General features: G+C 72.3%; 19 protein-coding genes and 1 pseudogene. 3 read left to right on the top strand and 17 right to left on the bottom strand.

From position 1 onward, the window contains the following. Nucleotides 1–55: 55 nt before the first annotated feature. Together hisS and ACZ6X9_RS17870 are read right to left on the bottom strand one after the other, a co-directional pair. The gene (hisS, locus tag ACZ6X9_RS17875; protein WP_469778934.1) at nucleotides 56–1,318 is read right to left on the bottom strand and encodes a histidine--tRNA ligase; all 1,263 of its coding nucleotides are present in this window, start codon (nucleotides 1,316–1,318) and stop codon (nucleotides 56–58) included. 10 nt (nucleotides 1,319–1,328) lie between these two features. Next, entirely contained in the window at nucleotides 1,329–2,048 is a 720-nt protein-coding gene (locus tag ACZ6X9_RS17870) for an MBL fold metallo-hydrolase (protein WP_469778933.1), read from the bottom strand. 189 nt (nucleotides 2,049–2,237) lie between these two features. Between ACZ6X9_RS17870 and ACZ6X9_RS17865 the strand changes: the two genes are divergently transcribed. Both ACZ6X9_RS17865 and ACZ6X9_RS17860 read left to right on the top strand, forming a co-directional pair. Further along, entirely contained in the window at nucleotides 2,238–3,113 is an 876-nt protein-coding gene (locus ACZ6X9_RS17865) for a peptidylprolyl isomerase (RefSeq protein ID WP_469778932.1), read from the top strand. 241 nt (nucleotides 3,114–3,354) lie between these two features. Further along, nucleotides 3,355–4,584 (top strand): DUF349 domain-containing protein, encoded by a 1,230-nt coding sequence (locus tag ACZ6X9_RS17860; RefSeq protein ID WP_469778931.1) that lies wholly within the window; start codon nucleotides 3,355–3,357, stop codon nucleotides 4,582–4,584. A gap of 63 nt (nucleotides 4,585–4,647) precedes the next feature. On the opposite strand, the gene ACZ6X9_RS17855 is transcribed toward ACZ6X9_RS17860, so the two are convergent. The 12 genes from ACZ6X9_RS17855 to ACZ6X9_RS17800 all read right to left on the bottom strand — a co-directional run bounded on the left by ACZ6X9_RS17855 (nucleotide 4,648) and on the right by ACZ6X9_RS17800 (nucleotide 17,739). Then, a complete protein-coding gene (locus ACZ6X9_RS17855) occupies nucleotides 4,648–7,182 on the bottom strand; it encodes a RelA/SpoT family protein (RefSeq protein WP_469778930.1) in 2,535 nt (844 codons plus the stop codon). Nucleotides 7,183–7,337: 155 nt separating this feature from the next. After that, the gene (locus ACZ6X9_RS17850; protein WP_469778929.1) at nucleotides 7,338–7,904 is read right to left on the bottom strand and encodes an adenine phosphoribosyltransferase; all 567 of its coding nucleotides are present in this window, start codon (nucleotides 7,902–7,904) and stop codon (nucleotides 7,338–7,340) included. Beyond that, entirely contained in the window at nucleotides 7,901–9,028 is a 1,128-nt protein-coding gene (gene secF, locus ACZ6X9_RS17845; RefSeq protein ID WP_469778928.1) for a protein translocase subunit SecF, read from the bottom strand. Before secF ends, ACZ6X9_RS17850 begins: the two co-directional genes overlap by 4 nt. 1 nt (nucleotide 9,029) lies before the next feature. Beyond that, entirely contained in the window at nucleotides 9,030–10,814 is a 1,785-nt protein-coding gene (secD, locus tag ACZ6X9_RS17840) for a protein translocase subunit SecD (protein ID WP_469778927.1), read from the bottom strand. Between the two features lie 147 nt (nucleotides 10,815–10,961). Next, complete coding sequence (gene yajC / locus ACZ6X9_RS17835; protein WP_469778926.1) at nucleotides 10,962–11,495, bottom strand: preprotein translocase subunit YajC; 534 nt, start codon at nucleotides 11,493–11,495, stop codon at nucleotides 10,962–10,964. A gap of 164 nt (nucleotides 11,496–11,659) precedes the next feature. Continuing rightward, nucleotides 11,660–12,739: a Holliday junction branch migration DNA helicase RuvB gene (gene ruvB, locus ACZ6X9_RS17830; protein ID WP_469778925.1), complete on the bottom strand. Its 1,080-nt coding sequence runs from the start codon at nucleotides 12,737–12,739 to the stop codon at nucleotides 11,660–11,662. A 128-nt stretch (nucleotides 12,740–12,867) separates the two neighbouring features. Further along, nucleotides 12,868–13,482 (bottom strand): Holliday junction branch migration protein RuvA, encoded by a 615-nt coding sequence (ruvA, locus tag ACZ6X9_RS17825; protein WP_469778924.1) that lies wholly within the window; start codon nucleotides 13,480–13,482, stop codon nucleotides 12,868–12,870. Continuing rightward, complete coding sequence (gene ruvC / locus ACZ6X9_RS17820) at nucleotides 13,479–14,027, bottom strand: crossover junction endodeoxyribonuclease RuvC (protein ID WP_469778923.1); 549 nt, start codon at nucleotides 14,025–14,027, stop codon at nucleotides 13,479–13,481. The genes ruvA and ruvC overlap by 4 nt, the downstream gene beginning before the upstream one ends. Before the next feature lie 158 nt (nucleotides 14,028–14,185). Then, nucleotides 14,186–14,938 carry a YebC/PmpR family DNA-binding transcriptional regulator gene (locus ACZ6X9_RS17815; protein ID WP_436781492.1) on the bottom strand — a complete coding sequence of 251 codons (753 nt, stop codon included), beginning with the start codon at nucleotides 14,936–14,938 and terminating at the stop codon, nucleotides 14,186–14,188. A 58-nt stretch (nucleotides 14,939–14,996) separates the two neighbouring features. After that, entirely contained in the window at nucleotides 14,997–15,593 is a 597-nt protein-coding gene (gene pdxT / locus ACZ6X9_RS17810) for a pyridoxal 5'-phosphate synthase glutaminase subunit PdxT (RefSeq protein WP_469779181.1), read from the bottom strand. 85 nt (nucleotides 15,594–15,678) lie between these two features. Then, nucleotides 15,679–16,587: a pyridoxal 5'-phosphate synthase lyase subunit PdxS gene (pdxS, locus tag ACZ6X9_RS17805; protein ID WP_469778922.1), complete on the bottom strand. Its 909-nt coding sequence runs from the start codon at nucleotides 16,585–16,587 to the stop codon at nucleotides 15,679–15,681. Between the two features lie 597 nt (nucleotides 16,588–17,184). After that, nucleotides 17,185–17,739: a LemA family protein gene (locus tag ACZ6X9_RS17800; RefSeq protein WP_469778921.1), complete on the bottom strand. Its 555-nt coding sequence runs from the start codon at nucleotides 17,737–17,739 to the stop codon at nucleotides 17,185–17,187. Between the two features lie 230 nt (nucleotides 17,740–17,969). Between ACZ6X9_RS17800 and ACZ6X9_RS17795 the strand changes: the two genes are divergently transcribed. Then, on the top strand, nucleotides 17,970–18,680 hold the full coding sequence (locus ACZ6X9_RS17795) for a VC0807 family protein (protein WP_469778920.1): 711 nt from the start codon (nucleotides 17,970–17,972) through the stop codon (nucleotides 18,678–18,680). A 688-nt stretch (nucleotides 18,681–19,368) separates the two neighbouring features. Here ACZ6X9_RS17795 and ACZ6X9_RS17790 read toward each other — a convergent pair. The 3 genes and pseudogenes from ACZ6X9_RS17790 to pgsA form a co-directional block, all read right to left on the bottom strand. After that, the gene (locus ACZ6X9_RS17790) at nucleotides 19,369–20,793 is read right to left on the bottom strand and encodes a glycosyltransferase family 4 protein (RefSeq protein WP_469778919.1); all 1,425 of its coding nucleotides are present in this window, start codon (nucleotides 20,791–20,793) and stop codon (nucleotides 19,369–19,371) included. Between the two features lie 263 nt (nucleotides 20,794–21,056). Further along, nucleotides 21,057–21,977, bottom strand: a pseudogene (locus tag ACZ6X9_RS17785) (phosphatidylinositol mannoside acyltransferase); the annotation flags it as partial. Continuing rightward, nucleotides 21,974–22,636 (bottom strand): phosphatidylinositol phosphate synthase, encoded by a 663-nt coding sequence (pgsA, locus tag ACZ6X9_RS17780; RefSeq protein ID WP_469778918.1) that lies wholly within the window; start codon nucleotides 22,634–22,636, stop codon nucleotides 21,974–21,976. The gene pgsA and the pseudogene ACZ6X9_RS17785, both read right to left, overlap by 4 nt. Between the last annotated feature and the right edge of the window lie 290 nt (nucleotides 22,637–22,926).

The raw sequence follows: 22,926 nt of genomic DNA, 5'->3' as shown, positions 1-22,926 counted from the left end.
GCCGAAGATCCCATCAGTCGTCCGATGCGCCCATTCTGCACCAGGAGCGGGCCGATCAGCCCTGCCTGGCCCGGAGTTCACCCACGACGGCGTCGATCGGGACGGCGGTCTGCTCGCCGCTGCCCAGGTCCTTGACCTGGACGACGCCCTCGGCCAGGTCGCGTTCGCCCGCGACGACGGCGTAGCGGGCGCCCGAGCGGTCGGCCGATTTCATGGCGTTCTTGAGCCCCTTCCCGCCGAACGCGAAGTCGGCGGCGACGCCGGCCCGGCGGAGTTCGGTGACGACGCCGAAGAGGACGCGGCGGGCCTCGTCGCCGAGCGGCACCGCGTAGACCTCGGTGGCGGCGGGCAGTTCGAGCGTGATGCCCTCGGCCTCCAGCGCCAGCACCGTGCGGTCGACGCCCAGCGCCCAGCCGACGGACGGCAGGGCCGGGCCGCCGATCATCTCGGACAGACCGTCGTACCGGCCGCCGCCGCCGACCGCGGACTGCGCGCCGAGGCCGTCGTGGACGAACTCGAAGGTGGTGCGCGTGTAGTAGTCCAGGCCGCGCACCAGCTTCTCGTCGTCCTCGAACGCGACGCCCGCCGCCGTCAGCAGCGCGCGCACCTGCTCGTGGTACTCCTTGCAGGCCTCGCAGAGGTGATCGCGGAGCATGGGGGCGCCGACGAGCTGCTTCTGGACGTCCTCGCGCTTGTCGTCGAGGACCCGCAGCGGGTTGATCTCGATGCGGCGGCGGGTGTCCTCGTCCAGGTCGAGGCCGCGCAGGAACTCCTGGAGCGCGGCCCGGTAGCCGGGGCGGCACTCCTTGTCGCCGAGCGAGTTGAGCAGCAGGCGGAAGTCCTTGAGGCCGAGCGACTTGTAGGCGTCGACGGCCAGGATGATCAGCTCGGCGTCGAGCGCCGGGTCCTCGGCGCCGATGGCCTCGGCGCCGACCTGCGAGAAGTGGCGGTAACGGCCCTTCTGCGGGCGCTCGTAGCGGTAGTACGAGCCGGAGTACCAGAGCTTGACCGGGAGGTTGCCGGACTTGTGAAGGTTGGCCTCCAGCGCGGCGCGCAGTACGGAGGCGGTGCCCTCGGGGCGCAGCGCGAGGGCTTCCTTGCCGCGCTGGGTGAGGGTGAACATCTCCTTGGTCACGATGTCGGTGGATTCGCCGACACCGCGCGAGAACAGCTCGACGTTCTCGAAGCCGGGAGTCTCCACGTAGCCGTAACCGGCCCGCCGCACCGGGGCGGCGATGGCCTCGCGGACGGCGAGGTAGACCGCCGAGTCCGGCGGGATCAGGTCGTAGGTGCCCTTGGGGGCTTTGAAAGTGCTCACGAAAGCTTCGTCACATTCCTCGTCGCGGAGCCGGGGTGCCGGTTCCGGGGCCGTACTGCGCCTGGGCCACGTCCCGCAGGTACGGGTTGGTGGCGCGCTCGCGGCCGATGCTGGTCTGGGGGCCGTGGCCGGAGAGGACCACGGTCGAGTCGTCGAGGGGCAGGCACACGCGGGCCAGGGACTCGAGTATCTCGGCGTGGTCACCGCCGGGCAGGTCGGTGCGTCCGATGGAGCCGGCGAACAGCAGGTCGCCCGAGAAGAAGACCGACGGGACGTCGCTCGACTCGGGCAGCCGGAAGGTCACCGACCCCTTGGTATGGCCGGGCGCGTGCGCGACGGTGAACTCCAGACCGGCGAGGTCCAGCGTGCTGCCGTCGGTGAGCTCCTTGACGTCGTCCGGTTCCCCCACGGTCAGCTCGCCGAGGAGCTGCGCGCCGATGGAGCGGCCGAGTGCCTTCTCCGGGTCGCTCATCATGTAGCGGTCGGCGGGGTGGATCCAGGCGGGCACGTCGTGGGCGCCGCAGACCGGGACGACCGAGGCGACGTGGTCGATGTGGCCGTGGGTGAGGACGACCGCGACGGGCTTGAGCCGATGCTTCCTGAGTGCTTCCTCGACGCCCTGGGCGGCCTGGTGGCCCGGGTCGATGATCACGCACTCCTCACCGGCGGCGGGGGCGACCAGGTAACAGTTGGTCCCCCAGGCCCCGGCGGGGAACCCGGCAATCAGCACATTCGTCCTTAATGTCGGCCTGCGTCGACGCGGCAGGGAGGCGGCCGGCGTGCCCGGCCGGTGCGCCGGTCACGTTTATGCCGGTTCAGAGCCTACCGGCGGCACCTCCGCCGCCGCGAACCCGTATACGGTACGGGCACGCTCGCAACAGGCGTTCCGACGGACGAGACGGCACGAGGAGACGACCCGGTGGTCAACAACGAGCAGCGTCGGCGGCAGCTCGCACGGGAGAAGTTCGAGCGGCAGCAGCAGCGCCGCGAGGCACAGCGGCGCAAGGCCCGCAACCGGAACGCGTTGATCGCGGCCGGCCTCGCCGTGCTGATCGCCGCGGGCGGCACGGCGGTGGCCGCCGGCGCGCTGGGCGGTGACGACAAGAAGGACGACAAGGCGGCGGCGGACGCGACCCCGAGCGGGCTCCCCACCCCGTCGGCGCCCCCGAAGGGCCCGGACCCGTGCGCCAAGCCCGCGCCCGGCAGCCCGGCGAAGAAGACGTGGAAGTCGGAGCCGCAGATGACGGTCGACACGTCCGCCTCCTACGCCATGGACCTGAAGACCACCTGCGGGACCATCGACCTGAAGCTGGACGCGGCCAAGGCCCCGCACACCGTCAACTCGCTGAACTTCCTGGCCGGCCAGGGGTACTTCGACCACACCAAGTGCCACCGCCTCACCGGTGACGCCGCGGGCATCTACGTCCTCCAGTGCGGCGACCCGCAGGGCACCGGCGGGGGCGGCCCCGGCTACACGCTCGCCGAGGAGAACCTCAAGAGCGAGCTGCTCCAGGAGCCCAAGGACGAGCAGCTCAAGCAGGCGAAGATGAAGATCTACCCGGCCGGCACGATCGCCATGGCCAAGACGCAGCAGCCGCACTCGACCGGCAGCCAGTTCTTCCTCGTCTACAAGGACAGCCCGCTGCAGCCGGACTACACCCCGGTCGGCACGATCGGCGCCGAGGGCCGGAAGGTCCTCGACAAGATCGCCGGTGCCGGGGTGCAGGGCGGGGGTGCCGACGGTCCCCCCAACGCCACCGTCGTGGTGGACAAGGCGACGGTGGCGAAGAGCTGATTCCGGACCCGTGGCCGAACGGCGAAATTCCGGTCGCGGGATACGGACAGCCGGGCTGCCGGTCGCCTATGTTGGCGTTGTGTAGGGTGCCTGCTCCGGCGGCTGCGAGGCACCCGAAACAGCACCGATCGCAGTGAAATGATCAAGCCGCCGGACCGGGCGGGGCGCGGCTCCGCCGGGGACAACTGTGGACGATGCGCGCGGGCCGCGAACGGCCCCCGCATCATGTGGAGGAGGCGCTGTGAGCAGCGACCCGTGGGGCCGCGTCGACGAGACGGGGACGGTGTACGTGCGTACCGCCGACGGCGAGAAGGTCGTCGGCTCGTGGCAGGCGGGGAGCCCGGACGAGGCCCTCGCCTACTTCGAGCGCAAGTACGAGGGCCTGGTCGTCGAGATCGGCCTCCTCGAGCGCCGGGTCAGGACCACCGACCTGTCGACGAAGGACGCGATGGCCGCCATCGACCACCTGCGCTCGCAGGTCGACGAGCACCACGCGGTCGGCGATCTGGACGCGCTGCGGGGGCGGTTGGACCAGCTCGTCGAGACGGTCGAGAAGCGCCGTGAGGAGCGCAAGGCGGCCAAGGCCAAGCAGACCGACGAGGCCAGGACGGCCAAGGAGGCGCTGGTCGCCGAGGCCGAGGAGCTGGCCGCCAGTGAGCAGTGGCGCTCGGCCGGCGAGCGGCTGCGGGCCCTGGTGGACACCTGGAAGGGTCTGCCGCGGCTGGACCGCAAGACCGACGACGAGCTGTGGCACCGCTTCTCGCACGCCCGCTCGGCGTTCTCCAAGCGGCGCAAGGCCCACTTCGCCTCGCTGGACGCCCAGCGCGAGGAGGCCCGCAAGGTCAAGGAGAAGCTGGTCGCCGAGGCCGAGGCGCTGTCCGGCTCGACGGACTGGGGTACCACCGCCGCCCGTTACCGCGAGCTGATGGCCGAGTGGAAGGCCGCCGGCCGCGCCCAGCGCGAGGCCGAGGACGAGCTGTGGACCCGGTTCCGGGGCGCGCAGGACGTCTTCTTCCAGGCGCGCGGCGAGGTGTTCGCGGAGCGCGACGCCGAGCAGCAGGCGAACCTGGGGCTGAAGGAGGAGCTGGTCGTCGAGGCGGAGAAGCTGCTTCCGGTGACCGACCTCAAGGCGGCCCGGGCGGCGTTCCGTTCGGTCAACGAGCGCTGGGAGGCCATCGGCCACGTGCCGCGGGACGCCCGCCCGAAGATCGAGGGCCGGATGCACGCGGTGGAGCGCGCCCTCCAGGAGGCCGAGGAGGCCGAGTGGCGGCGCACCAACCCGGAGGCGCGGGCGCGCGCGGCCGGGCTGACCGGGCAGCTCCAGGACGCGGTCGACAAGCTCCAGGCGCAGATCGACAAGGCGCGTGCCGCGGGCAACGACGCCAAGGCCGAGAAGCTCGGCAAGGAGCTGGAGGGCCGCAAGGCCCTGCTGGACCAGGCGCTGAAGGGTCTGCAGGAGTTCGGCGGCTGAGCACCCCCGCTTCGCAACGGAAGATGGCTCCGACGATCGTCGGAGCCATCTTCCGTTGTGCGGCTACGGCCTGCGGGCCGACGTCACGCGGTACACGTCGTACACGCCCTCGACCCCGCGTACCGCCTTCAGTACGTGCCCGAGGTGCTTGGGGTCGCCCATCTCGAAGGTGAACCGCGAGGTGGCCACCCGGTCCCGGGAGGTCTGCACGGCCGCCGAGAGGATGTTGACGTGCTGGTCCGACAGGACCCGGGTGACGTCCGACAGCAGCCGGGACCGGTCCAGCGCCTCCACCTGGATGGCGACGAGGAAGACGGACGACTGGGTGGGCGCCCACTCGACGTCGAGGATCCGCTCGGGCTGCTGCGAGAGCGAGTCGACGTTGACGCAGTCCGCGCGGTGCACGGAGATGCCGTTGCCACGGGTGACGAAGCCGATGATCGGGTCGCCGGGCACGGGCGTGCAGCAGCGGGCGAGCTTGACCCACACGTCGTCCACGCCCTTGACGACCACGCCCGGATCGGCGGACGAACGCCGCTTGGAGCGTCCGCGGATGGGCGCGGACTCCTCGATGTCCTCGGTCGCCGCGTCCTCGCCGCCGAGCGCCTGGACGAGCTTCTGCACCACGCCCTGGGCGGCGACGTGGCCCTCGCCGATGGCCGCGTAGAGCGAGGAGATGTCCGGGTAGCGCATCTCGTGCGCGAGGGTGACGAGCGAGTCGCCCGTGAGAATGCGCTGGATGGGCAGGTTCTGCTTGCGCATCGCGCGGGCGATGGCGTCCTTGCCCTGCTCGATCGCCTCGTCCCGGCGCTCCTTGGAGAACCAGGCGCGGATCTTGTTGCGCGCGCGGGGCGACTTGACGAAGCCCAGCCAGTCTCGGGAGGGGCCGGCGCCGGGGGCCTTGGAGGTGAAGACCTCGACCAGGTCGCCGTTGTCCAGGGTCGATTCGAGCGGCACCAGACGCCCGTTGACCCGGGCCCCTATGGTGCGGTGGCCGACCTCGGTGTGCACGGCGTAGGCGAAGTCGACCGGGGTGGCCCCGGCGGGCAGCGCTATGACGTCGCCCTTGGGCGTGAAGACGAAGACCTCGTTGCGGGAGAGGTCGAAGCGCAGCGACTCCAGGAACTCGCCCGGGTCCTCCGTCTCCTTCTGCCAGTCCAGCAACTGCCGGAGCCAGGCCATGTCGTTGACGGTGTCCTGGTTCTTGCCGGCGTTCTTCGGCACGTCCGTACGGATCTTGGAGGCTCCGGCGACGGCCTCCTGCTTGTACTTCCAGTGCGCGGCGATGCCGTACTCGGCGCGGCGGTGCATGTCGAACGTCCGGATCTGGAGCTCGACCGGCTTGCCGCTGGGCCCTATGACCGTCGTGTGCAGCGACTGGTACATGTTGAACTTGGGCATCGCGATGTAGTCCTTGAACCGCCCGGGCACCGGGTTCCACCGGGCGTGGACGGTGCCGAGCGCCGCGTAGCAGTCGCGGACGGTGTCGACGAGGACGCGGATGCCCACCAGGTCGTAGATCTCGGCGAAGTCCCGGCCCCGCACGATCATCTTCTGGTAGACGCTGTAGTAGTGCTTCGGCCGGCCGGTGACCGTGGCCTTGATGCGGGCGGCGCGGAGGTCGGCCTGGACCTCGTCGGTGACGATCGCCAGGTACTCGTCCCGCTTGGGGGCGCGCTCGGCGACCAGCCGGACGATCTCGTCGTACATCTTGGGATAGAGGATCGCGAAGGCGAGGTCCTCCAGCTCCCACTTGATGGTGTTCATGCCCAGCCGGTGCGCCAGCGGGGCGTAGATCTCCAGCGTCTCGCGGGCCTTCTTCTCCTGCTTCTCCCGCTTGAGGTAGCGCATGGTGCGCATGTTGTGCAGGCGGTCGGCGAGCTTGATCACCAGGACCCGGGGGTCCTTGGCCATGGCGACGACCATCTTGCGCACGGTCTCGGCCTGCGCGGCCTCGCCGAACTGCACCCGGTCCAGCTTGGTGACGCCGTCGACCAGCAGGGCGACCTGGTCGCCGAAGTCGCGGCGGAGGTCGTCGAGGCCGTACTCGGTGTCCTCGACGGTGTCGTGCAGCAGCCCGGCCATCAGCGTCGCCGGGTCCATGCCCAGCTCGGCCAGGATGGTCGTCACCGCGAGCGGGTGGGTGATGTACGGGTCGCCGCTCTTGCGCTTCTGCCCGCGGTGCCAGCGCTCGGCGACCTGGTAGGCACGCTCGATCTGGCGCAGCGTCGAGGCGTCCGCCTTGGGGTCGTTCCCCCGGACGATGCGGAGCAGCGGCTCCAGCACCGGGTTGTACGGGCTCTGCCGCTGCACACCCAGGCGGGCGAGACGGGCGCGGACCCGGCTGGACGAGGCGGAGCGGGCGCTCGGCGGCGGCGTGGGCCGCGGACCGGCGCTCTCCTTGACCGGGTCGCCTCCCGGGGTGCCCTGCGGACGGCCCCGCTTTCCGGGCTCGGGCGCGGCCGCGCCCTGCGGACGGCCCGTGGGCTCGGGCGTGCCCGCGGCAGCCGCGGCGTCCGGTGCGGGCTGGTCGGGCTGTGCCGCTGGGGATGCCCCCGGACGGAGTCTGGGGGAGAGCGGCTGGGCCTTGTCTGGCAAGAGCACTCCTCATGCGGGGTCCGGCCCCGAGCAGGTCCGGACTGCCATGGTATCGATCCGGGCCGGGGAGCCGCCTCCCGCCCGGCGGGGGCCAAGACGCACGGAGCGGGCCCCGGGGTTCTCCCCCGGGGCCCGCTCCGTGCGTCCGGTACGGCTCAGACGCGGATCAGCGCGTCCACCGGCGCTTCGCCGAGCACCTTCTCCAGCTTCTCCCGGCCGGGGAGGAAGCCCAGCTCCATCAGGACGGCGACGCCCACGGGCTCGGCCCCGGCGCGCCGGATCAGATGGAGGGACGCCTCGGCGGTGCCGCCGGTGGCCAGGACGTCGTCGATGACCAGGACCCGGTCGCCGGGCGCGAACGCCTCGGCGTGTATCTCGATCTCCGCCGTGCCGTACTCCAGCTCGTACGCCTGCGACAGGGTCGCGCCGGGCAGCTTGCCGGCCTTGCGGACGGGCACGAAGCCGATCCCGGCCCGGACGGCCACGGGGGCCGCCAGGATGAAGCCGCGGGCCTCCAGGCCCACGACCTTGTCGGCCCGGTACCGGACGCACAGCTCGGCGAAGGCCTCGGTGAGGGCGGTGAACGCCTCGGGGTCGGCCAGCAGCGGCGTGATGTCCTTGAAGACCACGCCCGGCTTCGGGTAGTCCGGGACGTCGTGGATGCGGGCGAGCAGCAGCTCGCGCAAACTCTCGTCGGCGCCTTCCGCGCCCCAGGCGGTCATCGGCGCTTCCCGCCGCGGCCGCCGCGGTTGCGGCTCACCGGCTGCCGGCGCTGTCCGACCACCCCGGCCGGGGAGGCGTCCTGCGGCTCGTCGTCCTCGTACTCGGCGTCCTGGGCGTCCCTGGGCTCGTCCTGCCCCGATTCCGCCTTGGCGGCCTGCGCGGCGCGCTTGGCGTGGACGCGCCGGGTGAGGGCCTTCATCTGCGGGTCGCGTTCCTTGAGGTCGGCGACCAGCGGGGTGGCGATGAAGATCGACGAGTAGGCGCCGGCCGCGAGGCCGACGAACAAGGCGAGCGAGATGTCGTTCAGCATGCCCGCGCCCAGGAAGCCGCCGCCGATGAACAGCAGACCGGCGACCGGCAGCAGCGCGACGACCGTGGTGTTGATGGAGCGCACCAGGGTGCCGTTGAGGCTGCGGTTGGCGACCTCGCTGTACGTCCAGCGGGTCTGCTTGGTGAGGTCCTTCGCGCTCTCCTTCAGACCGTCGAAGACGACGACGGTGTCGTAGAGCGAGTAGCCGAGGATGGTCAGCAGACCGATGACCGTACCCGGGGTGACCTCGAAGCCCACGAGGGCGTAGATGCCCACGGTGATGGTGAGGTCGTGGATGAGGGCGACGAGGGCGGCGAGCGCCATGCGCCACTCGAAGGCGATGGCGAGGTAGATCACCACCAGGACCATGAAGATCGCCAGGCCGGTCCAGGCCTTGTTGGCGATCTCCTCACCCCAACTGGGGCCGACGATGTCGGTGTTGATGTCGTTCGTGGAGACGCCGAGCTTCTTGGCCAGGGCCTGCTGCGTCGCCCGGGACTTCTCCGGGGTCAGCTCACTGACCTGGATACGCAGCTTGCCGTCACCGGTCTTCTGGGCGATCGCCGTGTGGCCGGAGGCCTCCTCGGCGACCTGCTTGGCCGCGTCCGCCGAGACCGAGGTCTTGTGGGTGGGGTTGAAGATCGCGCCGCCGGAGAACTCGATGCCCATGTTCAGGCCACGCACCGCCAGGCCGACGATGGCCGTGATGGTGATGAGGATCGAGATGCCGTACCAGATCTTCCGCTTGGCGACGAAGTCGTAACCGACCTCGCCACGGTAGAGCCGGGCGCCGAGGCTGCCGAGTCGGGACATCTCACGCCTCCTTCGGGTCGACAGGGGCGGAGGGACGACGGCGGGAGGCCCGCAGCGGCGGCTTGGCGCCGAGCCGCTTGGGGTCGAGGCCGGACCAGGGGTGGCCGCTCGCGAAGAACGTGCGCCGGGCGAGGAGCGTCATCAGCGGCTTGGTGAAGAAGAAGACCACGACGACGTCGAGCAGGGTGGTCAGGCCGAGGGTGAACGCGAAGCCCTGCACCTTGCCGACGGTGACGATGAAGAGCACCGCGGCGGCGAGGAAGGACACGAAGTCGGAGACCAGGATCGTCCGACGGGCGCGCGGCCAGCCGCGCTCCACGGCGGGACGCAGGCTGCGGCCCTCGCGGATCTCGTCCCGGACCCGCTCGAAGTAGACGATGAACGAGTCCGCCGTGATGCCGATGGCGACGATGGCGCCGCAGACGGCCGGGAGGTTCAGGGCGAACCCGATGGCCTTGCCGAGCAACACCATGATCGTGTACGTCAGGACCGCCGAGGCCGCGAGGCTGGCGAGCGCGACGAGCGCGAGACCGCGGTAGTACACCACCAGGTAGATGACGACGAGCGCGAGGCCGATGGCTCCGGCGATCAGACCGGCGCGAAGCTGCTCGCCGCCGAGGGCGGCGGAGACGGTGGTCTCCGTGGCGATGTCGAACGACAGCGGCAGGGCGCCGTAGGAGAGGACGTTGGCGAGGTCGTCCGCCTCGGACTGGTCGAAGCTGCCGCTGATCTCGGCACTGCCGCCGGGGATGGCCGAGCGCACCGAGGGAGCGGAGACGGCCTGGCCGTCCAGGACGATCGCGAACCGGTTCTGCGGGTCGGGCTTGGCGGCGAGCTTGCCGGTGATGTCGGCGAACTTCTTGGTGCCGCTGCCGTTGAACTTCAACTGGACCTGCCAGCCGGAGCCACGCTGGGTGTCGAGGGCGGCCTTGGCGTCGGTGACGTCCACGCCCTTCACCGCGACGGGGCCGAGGAGCAGCTTCTCCTGGCCGTCCTTGTCGCAGACCACGACCTCGTCCTCGGCCTTGGCGGCCGCGGCCTTCTTGGCGGCCTGGGCGCGGCCTTCCTTGGTGGAGCAGTCCAGGGCGGCGAACTGCTTCTGCAGGTCGTTGGAGGGGGCGTCCGGGGCCTTGGGGGACGGCGTGGGCGGCTTGGGCGCCTGCGGCGCCTTCAGGGCCTCGGTGACGGCCCGGCCCTGCCCGCGGGACGAGGAAGGACTCGCCGAGGAGCCGGGCGCGGACGCGGTGGGCGTGCCGGAGGGCTTGCCCTTCTTGTCCTTGTCGGCGTCCTTTTCCTTGTCCTTGCTCTTGTCGCCCTTGTCCTTGTCCTTGCCGGTACCGGCCGACGTGCTCGGCTTGGGCTCGGGCAGCTTGCCGGCGGGCGCGGCGACGAGCACCGGGCGGAAGGTGAGCTGGGCGGTGGTGCCGACCTGCTCACGGGCCTGCTTCGCGTTCGTCCCCTTGGGGATGTTCACGATGATGTGCTTCTTGCCCTGCGTCTGGACCTCGGACTCGGTCACACCGAGGCCGTTGACACGCCGGTCGATGATGTTCGCGGCCGTGTTCATGTTGGTCGCGTTGATCGCGTTGGGCTGGCCAGGCTGGTTCTTCGCCTCGAGCGTGAAGCTCGTGCCGCCTGCCAGGTCGATGCCCAGGCGGGGGGTGGTCTGCCCGGAGGCGAACATTCCCCCGACGAGCGCCACCATGGCGATCAGGATGAAGGCCAGGACTCTGCCCGGCCTGCCCTGGCCGCCCGGGGACCTGCGGCCCTTCTTCGGTGCTGCCACCTTGTCGTTTCTCCCTGTCCAACCGCCGGGCGTCGGGTGTTCGCCGGGCGGCCACGAAGTTTGTGGGGACCTGCCCCCCGCCGGAGCCTAGACCGTCAGCGAACCGCGACGCACCGAGCGGTGGGTGCGTCGCGGTTCGAGGTGGGGCTACTTCGCGTCGGAGCCGCCGTCCCGCTTGCCGTCCTTCGGCTCCGCCTCGGCGGCGTCCGCCGGCTTCTCCGCCGTCGCGGCGTCGCCCTTCGCGGGGGCGGCACCCTTCGCGGGGGCGTCGGCGGCGGTGTCCTTGCCGAGGTCGATCTTCTTCTCGCCGGCCTTCTCGGCGTCCGCCGCCTTGTCGGCGCCCTCGGTCAGCGACGAGAGGTCGTCCGGGACGACCGGGCCCTCGTCGTCGGACCCCTCGATGCCGTGGATGATGCGGTTGTACTCGTCGTCCGGCAGGACGGCACCGATGGCGTTCTTCGCGTAGATCGCGTGGACGCCCGGGGCGACCTCCAGGAGGACCGAGTCCTCGCTGACCTCCTTGACGGTGGCGTACATGCCGCCGATCGTCCGCACACCGGTGCCCGGCTGCATGTGGTCGCGCATCTGCGCAGCCTGGCGCTGCTTGTTCTTGGCCGACCGGGTCATCAGGAACATGGCCCCGATGAGCACGATGAACGGCAGGAGAGTCACGATATTCACGGGACGGGATTTCCTTCACACGACCGCTTGGGGATGCGGCCTGGTCTACGGGGGTGGTATGCCGGACCATACGGACGGCATCGGCGGAGTCTAAGCGAGTCCGCACCAATGGAACAACGCCCAGCATGGCACCCGGGTTCCTGGCCGGACCAGTCCCCGCGCCGTCACTCGGCGAACAGGGAACGCTGTTCCGTACCCCCTTGGGCGGCCCCGCCCGCACCCCCGGCGACCTGCGGCGGCACCATGCCCAGGTGCTCCCAGGCGGCGGGCGTCGCGATCCGTCCCCTGGGCGTCCTGGCCAGCAGCCCCTCCCGGACCAGGAAGGGCTCGGCGACCTCCTCGACGGTCTCCCGCTCCTCGCCGACGGCCACGGCCAGCGTGGACAGACCGACCGGGCCGCCGCCGAACAGCTTGAGGAGCGCGGTGAGCACGGCCCGGTCCAGCCGGTCGAGGCCGCGGGCGTCCACCTCGTACACCTCCAGGGCCTTCGCCGCGATCTCCTGGGTGATCAGGCCGTCGGCCTTCACCTGGGCGTAGTCGCGGACCCGGCGCAGCAACCGGTTGGCGATGCGGGGCGTGCCGCGCGAGCGGCCGGCGATCTCGGCGGCCCCGCCGTCCTCTATGGTCACGTCGAGCAGGCCGGCGGACCGGTGGACGACGCGTTCCAGCTCGGTGGGGGCGTAGAACTCCATGTGGCCGGTGAAGCCGAAGCGGTCGCGCAGCGGGGGCGGCAGCAGGCCCGCGCGGGTGGTGGCGCCGACGAGGGTGAAGGGCGGCAGCTCCAGGGGGATGGCGGTGGCGCCGGGGCCCTTGCCGACGATGACGTCGACGCGGAAGTCCTCCATCGCCATGTACAGCATCTCCTCGGCGGGCCGGGACATGCGGTGGATCTCGTCGAGGAAGAGGACCTCGCCCTCGGTGAGCGACGACAGGATCGCCGCGAGGTCGCCCGCGTGCTGGATCGCGGGGCCCGAGGTGATGCGGATGGGGGCGCCCATCTCGGCGGCGATGATCATCGAGAGGGTGGTCTTGCCGAGCCCCGGGGCGCCGGAGAGCAGGACGTGGTCGGCGGTGGCACCGCGCTGCCGGGCCGCCTTCAGCACCAGGTCGAGCTGCTCGCGCACCCGCTCCTGGCCGATGAACTCGTCCAGGTCCTTGGGGCGCAGGGCGGCTTCGACGGCTTGGTCGTCATGATCGGCGGCGGCCCCGACGAGCCGCTCACCGGCGGGGGGTACGAAGTCCACGGTGGAAACCTAGCGGTCGGGGGCTTGTTCAGCCCGTCCGGCGTTTGAGGACAACCGCGCGGAGCGCGGTTTCGGGGGCGCGGCCCCCGCAGGAAACGGGTAGGGGCGGGGCGGGGAGAACCCCCTCCTCACCGAGCCCGGTTGAGCGTCTGCAGAGCAGCCCGCAACAACTGCCCGACCTGCGGCGCACCCCCCGCGGCAGCCGCCTGCGGCGCGACGGCCTCAACGGCTTCCTCAGCGTCGCGCGGCGCGTACCCGAGCCCGACGAGCGCCGCGTGCAACTGCTCGCGCCAGCCGGCGGGGGCCGACGAGACGGCCGCGGCGGCCGGCGCGGAACCGACCGGCTCCCCCAGCCGGTCCTTCAGCTCCAGCAGCAGCTTCTGGGCGCCCTTCTTGCCGATGCCGGGCACGGCGGTCAGCGCCTTCTCGTCACCCGCGGCGAACGCACGCCGCAGCGCGTCCGGCGAATGCACGGCGAGCATGGCCTGGGCCAGGCGCGGGCCGACACCGCTCGCGGTCTGCAACAGCTCGAAGGTCTGCCGCTCGTCGTCGTCGGCGAAGCCGTAGAGGGTCAGCGAGTCCTCGCGGACGACGAGGGAGGTGGCCAGCCGCGCGGGCTCCCCCACCCGGAGGGTGGAGAGCGTGTTGGGCGTGCACTGGACGGCCATGCCGACGCCGCCGACCTCGACGACGGCGGTGTCCGGGGCGAGGGCGGCGACGGGGCCGGAGACGAAGGCGATCATCGGGTGCCCTTCGGGAGACGTACGGGAGTGGTGCGGCGGTGGGCGGCGACCGCCTGCTGGAGACGACCCGTGGCCGGGGCCCGCCAGATGTGGCAGATGGCCAGGGCGAGCGCGTCGGCGGCGTCGGCCGGCTTGGGCGGCGCGTCCAGCCGGAGCAGCCGGGTGACCATGGAGCCGACCTGCGCCTTGTCGGCCCGGCCGGAGCCGGTGACGGCCGCCTTGACCTCGCTGGGGGTGTGCAGCGCGACGGGCAGCCCGCGGCGGGCGGCGCACAGCATGGCGACCGCGCTGGCCTGGGCGGTGCCCATGACCGTACGGACGTTGTGCTGGCTGAACACCCGCTCGACGGCGACGTACTCGGGCCGGTACTCGTCGAGCCACTGCTCTATGCCGCGCTCCACGAGCACCAGCCGCTCGGCGGTCTCCGCCTCGGCGGGGGTGCGGACGACGCCGACGCCCACCATGCGCAGCGGGCGCCCCGCCGCGCCCTCGACGACACCGACGCCGCACCTCGTCAGCCCCGGGTCCACCCCCAGCACGCGCACTGCGCCCCTCCTTCGGTCAACTGTTCCGGCAGGCTATCGGGCGGCACTGACAACGCCCCGGACCGACCCGGACGGACGGGTTCCGGAACACAAGCGCGACGGGCCGACGGGAGGTGTCCCGTCGGCCCGTCGGCGGCGGCCGCGACCGGTCGGCCGGATCAGGCGTCGACCTTGGCCATCACGTCGTCGGAGACGTCGAAGTTGGCGAAGACGTTCTGCACGTCGTCGCTGTCCTCCAGGGCGTCGATCAGCTTGAAGATCTTGCGCGCGCCCTCCTCGTCCAGCTCCACCTGCATGGTGGGGACGAAGTTGGCCTCGGCGGAGTCGTAGTCGATGCCCGCCTCCTGGAGCGCGGTGCGGACCGCGACCAGGTCGGTGGCCTCGCTGAGGACCTCGAAGCTCTCACCGAGGTCGTTGACCTCCTCGGCGCCCGCGTCCAGGACCGCGCCGAGGACGTCGTCCTCGGTCAGCTCGCCCTTGGGGACGATCACGACGCCCTTGCGGTTGAAGAGGTAGGACACCGAGCCCGGGTCGGCCATCGAGCCGCCGTTGCGGGTCATGGCCACGCGGACGTCACCGGCGGCGCGGTTGCGGTTGTCGGTGAGGCACTCGATGAGGACGGCCACGCCGTTCGGGCCGTAGCCCTCGTACATGATCGTCTCGTAGTCGGCGCCACCGGCCTCGAGACCGGCACCACGCTTGACCGCGGAATCGATGTTCTTGTTCGGGACCGACTGCTTCTTGGCCTTCTGGATGGCGTCGTAAAGGGTCGGGTTGCCGTCGATGTCGGCACCGCCCATGCGGGCCGCGACCTCGATGTTCTTGATCAGCTTCGCGAAGAGCTTGCCGCGCTTGGCATCGATCACGGCCTTCTTGTGCTTCGTCGTAGCCCATTTAGAGTGGCCGGACATCCGCCTGTCTCCTTCGCGTTACCCATCCTGAACGAACGACTGAGATCCTACCGGGATCTCACCGCTGCACGGCGCGCACCATCTCCACGAACAGAGCGTGCACCCGGTGGTCGCCGGTGAGCTCCGGATGGAAGGACGTGGCGAGCACGTTCCCCTGGCGCACGGCCACCGTGTGGCCGTCGTGCCGGGCCAGCACCTCGACGTCGGCGCCGGTGGACTCGACCCAGGGCGCGCGGATGAAGACGCCCTCGACCGGGCCGCCCTCGACGCCGGACACCTCGACCGCCGCCTCGAACGACTCGTTCTGGCGCCCGAAAGCGTTGCGGCGCACGATCATGTCGACTCCGCCGAGGGTCTCCTGGTCCTCGCGGCCGTCCAGGATCTTGTCGGCGACCATGATCATGCCGGCGCAGGTGCCGTAGACCGGCATCCCGGACCGCACCCGCTCGCGGAGCGGCTCCAGCATGCCGAAGACCACGGCCAGCTTGGACATGGTGGTGGACTCGCCGCCGGGTATCACCAGGCCGTCGACCTCGGCGAGCTCCTCGGGACGGCGTACCGGGCGGGCCGTCGCGTCGGCGGCGGCCAGGGCCACGAGGTGCTCGCGGACGTCGCCCTGGAGGGCGAGGACACCGATGGTGGGGGTGGACACGATCGTCCTGCCTCTCGGTCGTACGGGCCGGTGGGCGGCTCACGGCTGTGCCGCGGGCCGCCCACCGGGAACTGCGGGACTGCGGGGACTACCAGCCGCGGTTGGCGTACCGCTCGGCCTCGGGGAGGGTGTCGCAGTTGATGCCGACCATGGCCTCGCCCAGGTTGCGGGAGGCGTCCGCGATGACCTTCGGGTCGTCGTAGAAGGTGGTGGCCTTCACGATGGCCGCGGCACGCTTGGCCGGGTCGCCGGACTTGAAGATGCCCGAGCCGACGAAGACGCCCTCGGCACCGAGCTGGCGCATCAGCGCGGCGTCGGCCGGGGTGGCGACGCCACCGGCGGAGAACAGCACCACCGGCAGCTTGCCGAGCTCGGCGACCTCCTTGACCAGCTCGTACGGCGCCCGCAGCTCCTTGGCGGCGGCGAACAGCTCGTTGTTGTCGAGGGCCCGCAGCTTGCCGATCTCGTTCTTGATCTGACGCAGGTGACGGACGGCCTCGACGACGTTGCCGGTGCCGGCCTCACCCTTGGAGCGGATCATGGCCGCGCCCTCGGCGATGCGGCGCAGAGCCTCACCCAGGTTGGTGGCACCGCAGACGAAGGGAGTGGTGAAGGCCCACTTGTCGCTGTGGTTGACCTCGTCGGCGGGGGTCAGGACCTCGGACTCGTCGATGTAGTCGACACCGAGCGACTGGAGGACCTGGGCCTCGACGAAGTGGCCGATGCGGGACTTGGCCATCACGGGGATGGAGACGGCGCCGATGATCTCTTCGATCATGTTCGGGTCGGACATCCGGGCCACGCCGCCGTCCTTCCGGATGTCGGCCGGAACCCGCTCCAGGGCCATGACCGCCACCGCGCCCGCGTCCTCGGCGATCTTCGCCTGCTCGGCGTTGACGACGTCCATGATCACGCCGCCCTTGAGCTGCTCGGCCATGCCGCGCTTGACGCGCGCGGTGCCGGTCTCGGGGGTGGGGGACGTGCTGGTGGTGGACACGATGTGACCTCACTATCCGGTGCGGTGATGCTGCAGCGTCATCAAAGCCGCCCGGGCGGTGGGGGGAAAGAGCCAATTTCGGGTGGGTGGCTTGCGCGGGGGTGCGGGCGGGCGGCGGGGGCGGGGGCGCAGGGGGGCCGAGCTGGCGAGGGCCCGGGGGCAGGGGGGGCAAGGGGGGCAGGGGGTCCGAGACCCGGGAGGGCCGGGAGACCCGGGAGGGCCGGGAGGGCCGGGAGGGCCGGGAGGGCCGGGAGGGCCGGAAAACTTGAGGGGTTGGGCCGGCGCAGTCCGCTGCGGCGCTTCCGCCCGTCCGGCGAGTCCGGCGGCGGCCGGGCTTGGGGCCGGGCTCGAAGGCCAAGCTCGGGGCCGGGTTCGCGTCCGGGTTACGGGCGCGGTCCACGTCCGGGCGCGGTCCACGTCCGGGCGCGGCACCGGTCCGGTCCGGACGCGGCTCCGGAGGAGGATTCAGGTCAGCGTTTGGCTCCGGATTCGGATGCGAACTCGGGTGTGGACGCGGATGCGGATGCGGGCTCGGATTCGGAGGCGGACGCGTCTGTGGACTCGGATGTCGGTCCACGTCCGGGCGGCTTGCCCGGGTCAGCCTCCCGGTCGGTCGACGAGCGCCACCGGCGGCTCGTCGTCCATTTCGAAGGCGAGCGGGAAGGGCGCGTGACCGGCCAGTCGGAACCACCGCACCACCCGGTGCCGGCGTACCGCCCGGGCGGCGCGCACCGCGTCGTTGTGGAAACGGCGGGCCATCGGCACGCGGCGGACGGCCTGGTCGAGTTCCACCAGGGACTCCTCACCGCCGGGCGCCTCCCGGACGGCCGCCGCCTGCGCGCTTTCGGCGAAGACCGCGCGCAGCGCCTGGCTCAGCTCGCTCTCGGCGACCTCGCGCTGTTCCTCCTCCGCCTGCCGGGCGGCGTGCGCGGCCTGGTAGAGGACGATCGACGCGGCCGGGTCGAGGACGCCGGCGGTGGCGAGTTCCTGGGCGACCGAGGCGCGGCGCACCAGTTGGGCGTCGAGGGCCGCGCGCGCCGCGTCGATCCGGCTGTGCAGCCGGTCCAGCCGACCGGCGGTCCAGCTCAGGTAGACGCCGACGAGGACCAGGGCGGCCACCGTCCACACGAAGATCCAGAGAGAATCCGTCACGCCGGGTCACAGTACCCGTCCGGCCGGCGCCCGGCGGCCACCTCCCGGGGCGGCCGCTCCACCCAGGGGTGGACGACGGGTGGAGACCGGCCCTCCGAGGAATCGACCCGTGCTCCGATCCGTCTCCACCCGGCCGGCGCCTAGCGTCGGGGGTGGCAGAAGTCCCGCCCATCCGGCGGGTTTTCACCGCTCCCGGCAATCCGTCGAGGCAAGGGCAAGGGAGTCGTCCCATGCGACCGCACGTCCCGCGCGCCAGGCGCGCCCTGATCGTCACACCCGCCGTCGTCATCGTCCTTCCGCTGGCGCTGTACTACGTGCTCCGCGCCCAAGGCGTTCCCGCCTGGCAGGCATTGCTGCTCGGCAGCGTCCCGCCGGTCGCCCACTCCCTCATAACGGCCTTCCGCGGCCACCGGCCCGGATACGTCGATCTGCTGGTGACCGGCCTGCTTCTGGTGTCCGCCGCGACCTCACTGGTCAGCGGGAATCCCCGCGTCCTGCTGCTGAAGGACGCGGCGCTTCCGGCGGCCATCGGGCTGGGCATAGGGGCCACTCTGTGGACCGCCCGCCCGTTCGCCTTCCGGTTCGGCCACCGGCTGCGGTCGGACGCGGCGGCCGAGCGTGCGGAGCGGCGCTGGCGGGAGTCACCCGCCTTCCGACGGGCGCTGCGGGAGCTCACCCTGCTGTGGGCCGGCGCGGAGCTGCTCGACGCGCTGCTGAGCGCGACGGAGGCACTGGTCCTGCCGGTCGACATGGTTCCGCTGCTGGGGCGGGCGCAGTCCCTGGCCGTCATCGGCACGGTGGCGTTCCTCAGCGTCCGCCGCAGTCGCCGCTTCCGGGACCGCTACGGGATACCGCTGTTCGGTCTCCGGGAGCCGGCGGGGAAGGAAGAGAGGGAGGAGGCCGGGGTACGGGACGGGGAACAGGCTCCTGACCCGGTGTGAGCGAGAACCGGCAGGAGGCCCGGCCCGGAGATGGCCCGGCCCGAAGGTGGCCTGGTCGGGCTTCGCTCAGGCGGACGGAGCGGACGGGACCTCCCGGCCCGGGGCCTCGACCGGTCCGGCGCGGCAGCCGGCCTGGTCGCGGAGCCCCGGGGGCGGCCCCGTGGAGCCCGGGAGATGGCCTGGCCGGGCATCGCTCAGGCAGGCGGAGCGGCTGGGACCTCCCGGCGCAGGGCCTCGCCCCGTCCCCGGCAGCCAGCCCCGATCGCGGAGCCCGGGGGCGGCCCCGCGGAGCTCGGAGGGGGCCCGCCCGGGCGTCGCTCGGGCGGGCGGAGCGGATGGGACCTCCCGGCGCGGGGCCTCGACCGGTCCGGCGCGGCAGCCGGCCCCGATCGCAGAGCCGGGGGCGGCCCCGCGGAGCCTGGAGGTGGCCTGGTCAGGCGTCGCCCAGGCGGGCGGAGCGGATGGGACCTACCGGCGCAGGGCCTCGACCCGTCCGCGGCAGCCGGCCCCGGTCGCGGAGCCCGGTGACGGCCCCGCGGAGCCCGGAAGGGGGCCCGTCGAGCCCGAAAGCGGGCCCGCGGAGCCCGGGGCGGGACTCGGAGCCGCGACCGTTCGTGCCGCTTCGGGGTCGGTCCCACCGCTTCGGGATCGGTCCGGCCGTTTCGGCGACGGTCCCGCCCCTTCGGGGTCAGTCGCGGGCGAGGCCCAGCCGGGCCCGCAGGCCCAGCCGTTCGTCGGTGGCGACGGAGGCCGCTCCGGCGGTGACCGTCTCGTAGACGGCGAGGATGTCGGCGCCGACGGTCGACCAGTCGAAGCGCCGGACGTGCCGGCTGCCCCGCTCGCTCAGTTCCAGCCGGCGGGCGGGGTCGGCGAGGAGGCGGACGGCCGCGGCGGCCAGGGCGTCCGCGTCCTCGTTGGCGAACAGCTCGCCGGCGGCACCCCGGTCCAGGACTTGGGCGAAGGCGTCCAGGTCACTGGCGAGGACGGGCGCGCCGGCCGACATCGCCTCGACGAGAATGATGCCGAAGGATTCGCCGCCGGTGTTGGGGGCCACATAGAGGTCGACGCTGCGAAGGAGCCGGGCCTTGTCCTCGTCGCTGACCATGCCGAGGAACTCGACGGCGTCCCGGGCCTCGGGGGGCAGGGCGGCGACGGCTTCCTCCTCGTCGCCGCGCCCCGCCACCAGCAGGCGGGTGCCGGGGCGTTCCGCGAGGATCTTGGGCAGGGCGCGCATCAGGACGGGCAGGCCCTTGCGAGGCTCGTCGATCCGGCCGATGAAGCCGATCGTCGCCGGGCGGGCGGAGCCGGCGGGGGCGTCGTCCGGGTGAGGAAGCGGGTGCGCGTCCGGGCCGTCGGTGTCCTCGGGGGCACGGGGGGACGGGTCTTCGGGAGTGCGGGCGGCGGGGCCGGGCGTACCGGGCGGTGCCTCGGTCGGCAGCAGTGAGGCCAGGTCGGGGGCGGGGGACTCGGTGTCACCGGGGGTTTGCACGCCGGGAGCCGGGTCCACGTCGGACGAGACACCCGTGGCCGGGTGCGCGTTCGCGCGGGTGCCCGTGCCCGTCCACTCCGGGCGTGGCTCGGCGCTGGCGAAGAAGTCGACGTCGACGCCGTTGGGGATGACGACCGCGTCCCCGCCCAGATGCTCGACCAGGGTCCTGCGGGCGTACTCGCTCACGGCGATACGCGCGCTGATCTTCTCCAGGGCGGGCTGGAGGATCGGATAGGCGGCGATCATGGCCCGGGAGCGGGGGTTGGAGGTGTGGAAGGTGGCGACGATGGGCCCTTGAGCGGCCCAGCAGGCCAGCAGACCGAGTGACGGGGAGGTGGGCTCGTGGATGTGGATGACGTCGAAGTCGCCCTCGTGGAGCCAGCGGCGCACCCGGGCGGCGGAAAGGAAACCGAAGTTGAGCCGGGCCACCGAGCCGTTGTAGGGCACGGGGACGGCCCGGCCCGCCGAGACCACGAACGGCGGCAGGGCCGTGCCGTCGTCCGACGGGGCCAGGACGGACACCTCGTGTCCGCGCCGGATGAGGTGCTCGGCGAGGTCGCGGATGTGGAACTGGACACCGCCGGGCACGTCCCAGGAGTAGGGGCAGACGATCCCGACCCTCACGGCGCCTCCGTCCCGGGGCCGGCGGCAGGGCGCGGGCCGGGGTCGGCGCGTCCGTCGTCGGCGGGGCGCGAGCCGGGATCGGGACGTCCGCCCTCGGCAGGACGCGAGCCGGGGTCGGTGCGTTCACCGTCGCCAGGACGCGAGCCAGGACCAGGACGTCCGCCGTCGGCAGGACGCAAGCCAGGACCGGGACCTTCGCCGTCGGCAGCACGCAAGCCAGGACCGGGACGTCCGCCCTCGGCAGGACGCGAGTCAGGGCCGGACCGCGAGCCGGAGTCCGTACGGGGTCCGCCCCCCGCCGGGGACAGGTCGGCGAGCCAGAGCCGCTGGAGCATGTGCCAGTCCTGCGGGTGCTCGGCGATGCCCTCGGCGAACGCGTCGGCCAGGGACTGGGTCATCGCGGCGGCCTTCTCCGGCCGGGTGCCCGTCTCCGGGACCTCGACGGGCGGGTGCACCCGCCCCTGGAGCACCGGGGAGCGGTCGTACCAGAGGGTGACCGGCAGCAGGACGGCACCGGTCTGGACGGCCAGCCGGGCCGGCCCGCCGGGCATCTTGGCCGGCTCGCCGAAGAAGGAGACCTCTATGCCGTGGGCGGACAGGTCCCGGTCGGCGACCAGGCAGACCAGGCCGCCGGCGCGGAGCCTGCGGGAGAGGACGCCGAAGGCGGTGCCCCCGGCGTGCGGAAGGACCTCCATGCCGAGGCCTTCGCGGTAGGCGACGAAGCGGTCGTACAGCGACTCGGGCTTCAGCCGCTCCGCGACGGTGGTGAAGGGCACGCCGAGCCGGGTGGTGACCCAGGCCCCGGCGAGGTCGTAGTTGCCCATGTGAGGCAGGGCGAGGATGACGCCGCGTCCGGCGTCCAGCGCCTTCTCCAAGTGGTGCAGCCCCTCGGGCGCGAAGCCGGTGCGGATCCGCTCGCGGCTCCAGGCCGGCAGCCGGAAGGACTCCATCCAGTAGCGCATGTAGGAGCGCATGCCCTCCCGGGAGAGGCGGGCGAGGCGGGCGGGCGAGGCGTCGGGGACGACCCGGGCGAGGTTGGCCTCCAGCCGGAGTACGCCCTTGCCGCGCCGCCGCCAGGCGACGTCGGCGATCTCGCGGCCGAGCCGCGTCGCCACCGGTTCCGGGAGCCGCTTGACGGCGCCCCACCCCAGCCCGTACAGGGCGTCCGTCAGCTCGTCCTTCACCCGGTCTCTCCCCCTCCCACCAGCGCGGCGTCCGCCTCGGCCGCCTCCCGGCGGACGGTCACCACACGCTGGATCAGTGTCACGAAACTGCCGGCGGCCACGATCCACAGCGCGATGGGCAGCAGCACCTGGATGCCGGGGACGCCGAACTTGTGCAGTCCGGAGAGCCCGCAGGCCACCAGGGAGATGACGAGCCGCTCGGCGCGCTCGACCAGGCCGTTGACCTTCACCGGAAGGCCGATGCTCTCGCCGCGGGCCTTGGTGTACGACACCACCTGGCCGCTGGCGAGGCAGAAGATCGACACCGCGCACAGCATGATGCTGTGCCCCTCGTAGGTCGCGTACCACAGGGCGAGACCGCCGAAGATGGCCGCGTCGGCGACCCGGTCCAGCGTGGAGTCGAGGAACGCCCCCCACCGGCTGGAGCGGCCGAGCTGCCGCGCCATGTTGCCGTCGACCAGGTCGGAGAAGACGAAGAGGGTGATGGTGACCGTGCCCCAGAAGAACTCGCCCATGGGGTAGAAGACCAGCGCTCCCGCCACCACACCACCGGTACCGATGAGGGTCACCGCGTCGGGACTGACGCCGAGGCGGATGAGCAGGGCGGCGAACGGCGTGAGAACACGCGTGAAGAACGCACGCGCGTACTTGTTCAGCATGGCCTTCCCGGAGGGTCGTGTGCGGGCCGCGTGGCCGAAGGGCCACCGGCTGGCCCATCGTAGCCAGGCCGCGGTGGCCCGCCGCGCCCGCGTCGCACACCTCGGCCATGGCACGGATCACTCCACCGGCGTCCCGGACCCCGACGCCGCCCCCGCCCCTCTCCGTTCCGGAGCTCCCGCCGGTCCCGCGCCCCCGGCGCGCGGAGGGAGCGCGCCACCCGAATGGCCGCGCTCCCCCGGGGAGCGCCGGAGGCGGCGCGCGCCGGGGCGGGCGGTCGCGCCACCGTGTG

The sequence above is a fragment of the Streptomyces sp. NPDC052910 genome (assembly GCF_055585605.1).
The sequence above is the reverse complement of the archived record's forward strand: the minus strand, read 5'-3'. Positions and strand labels throughout refer to the sequence as shown.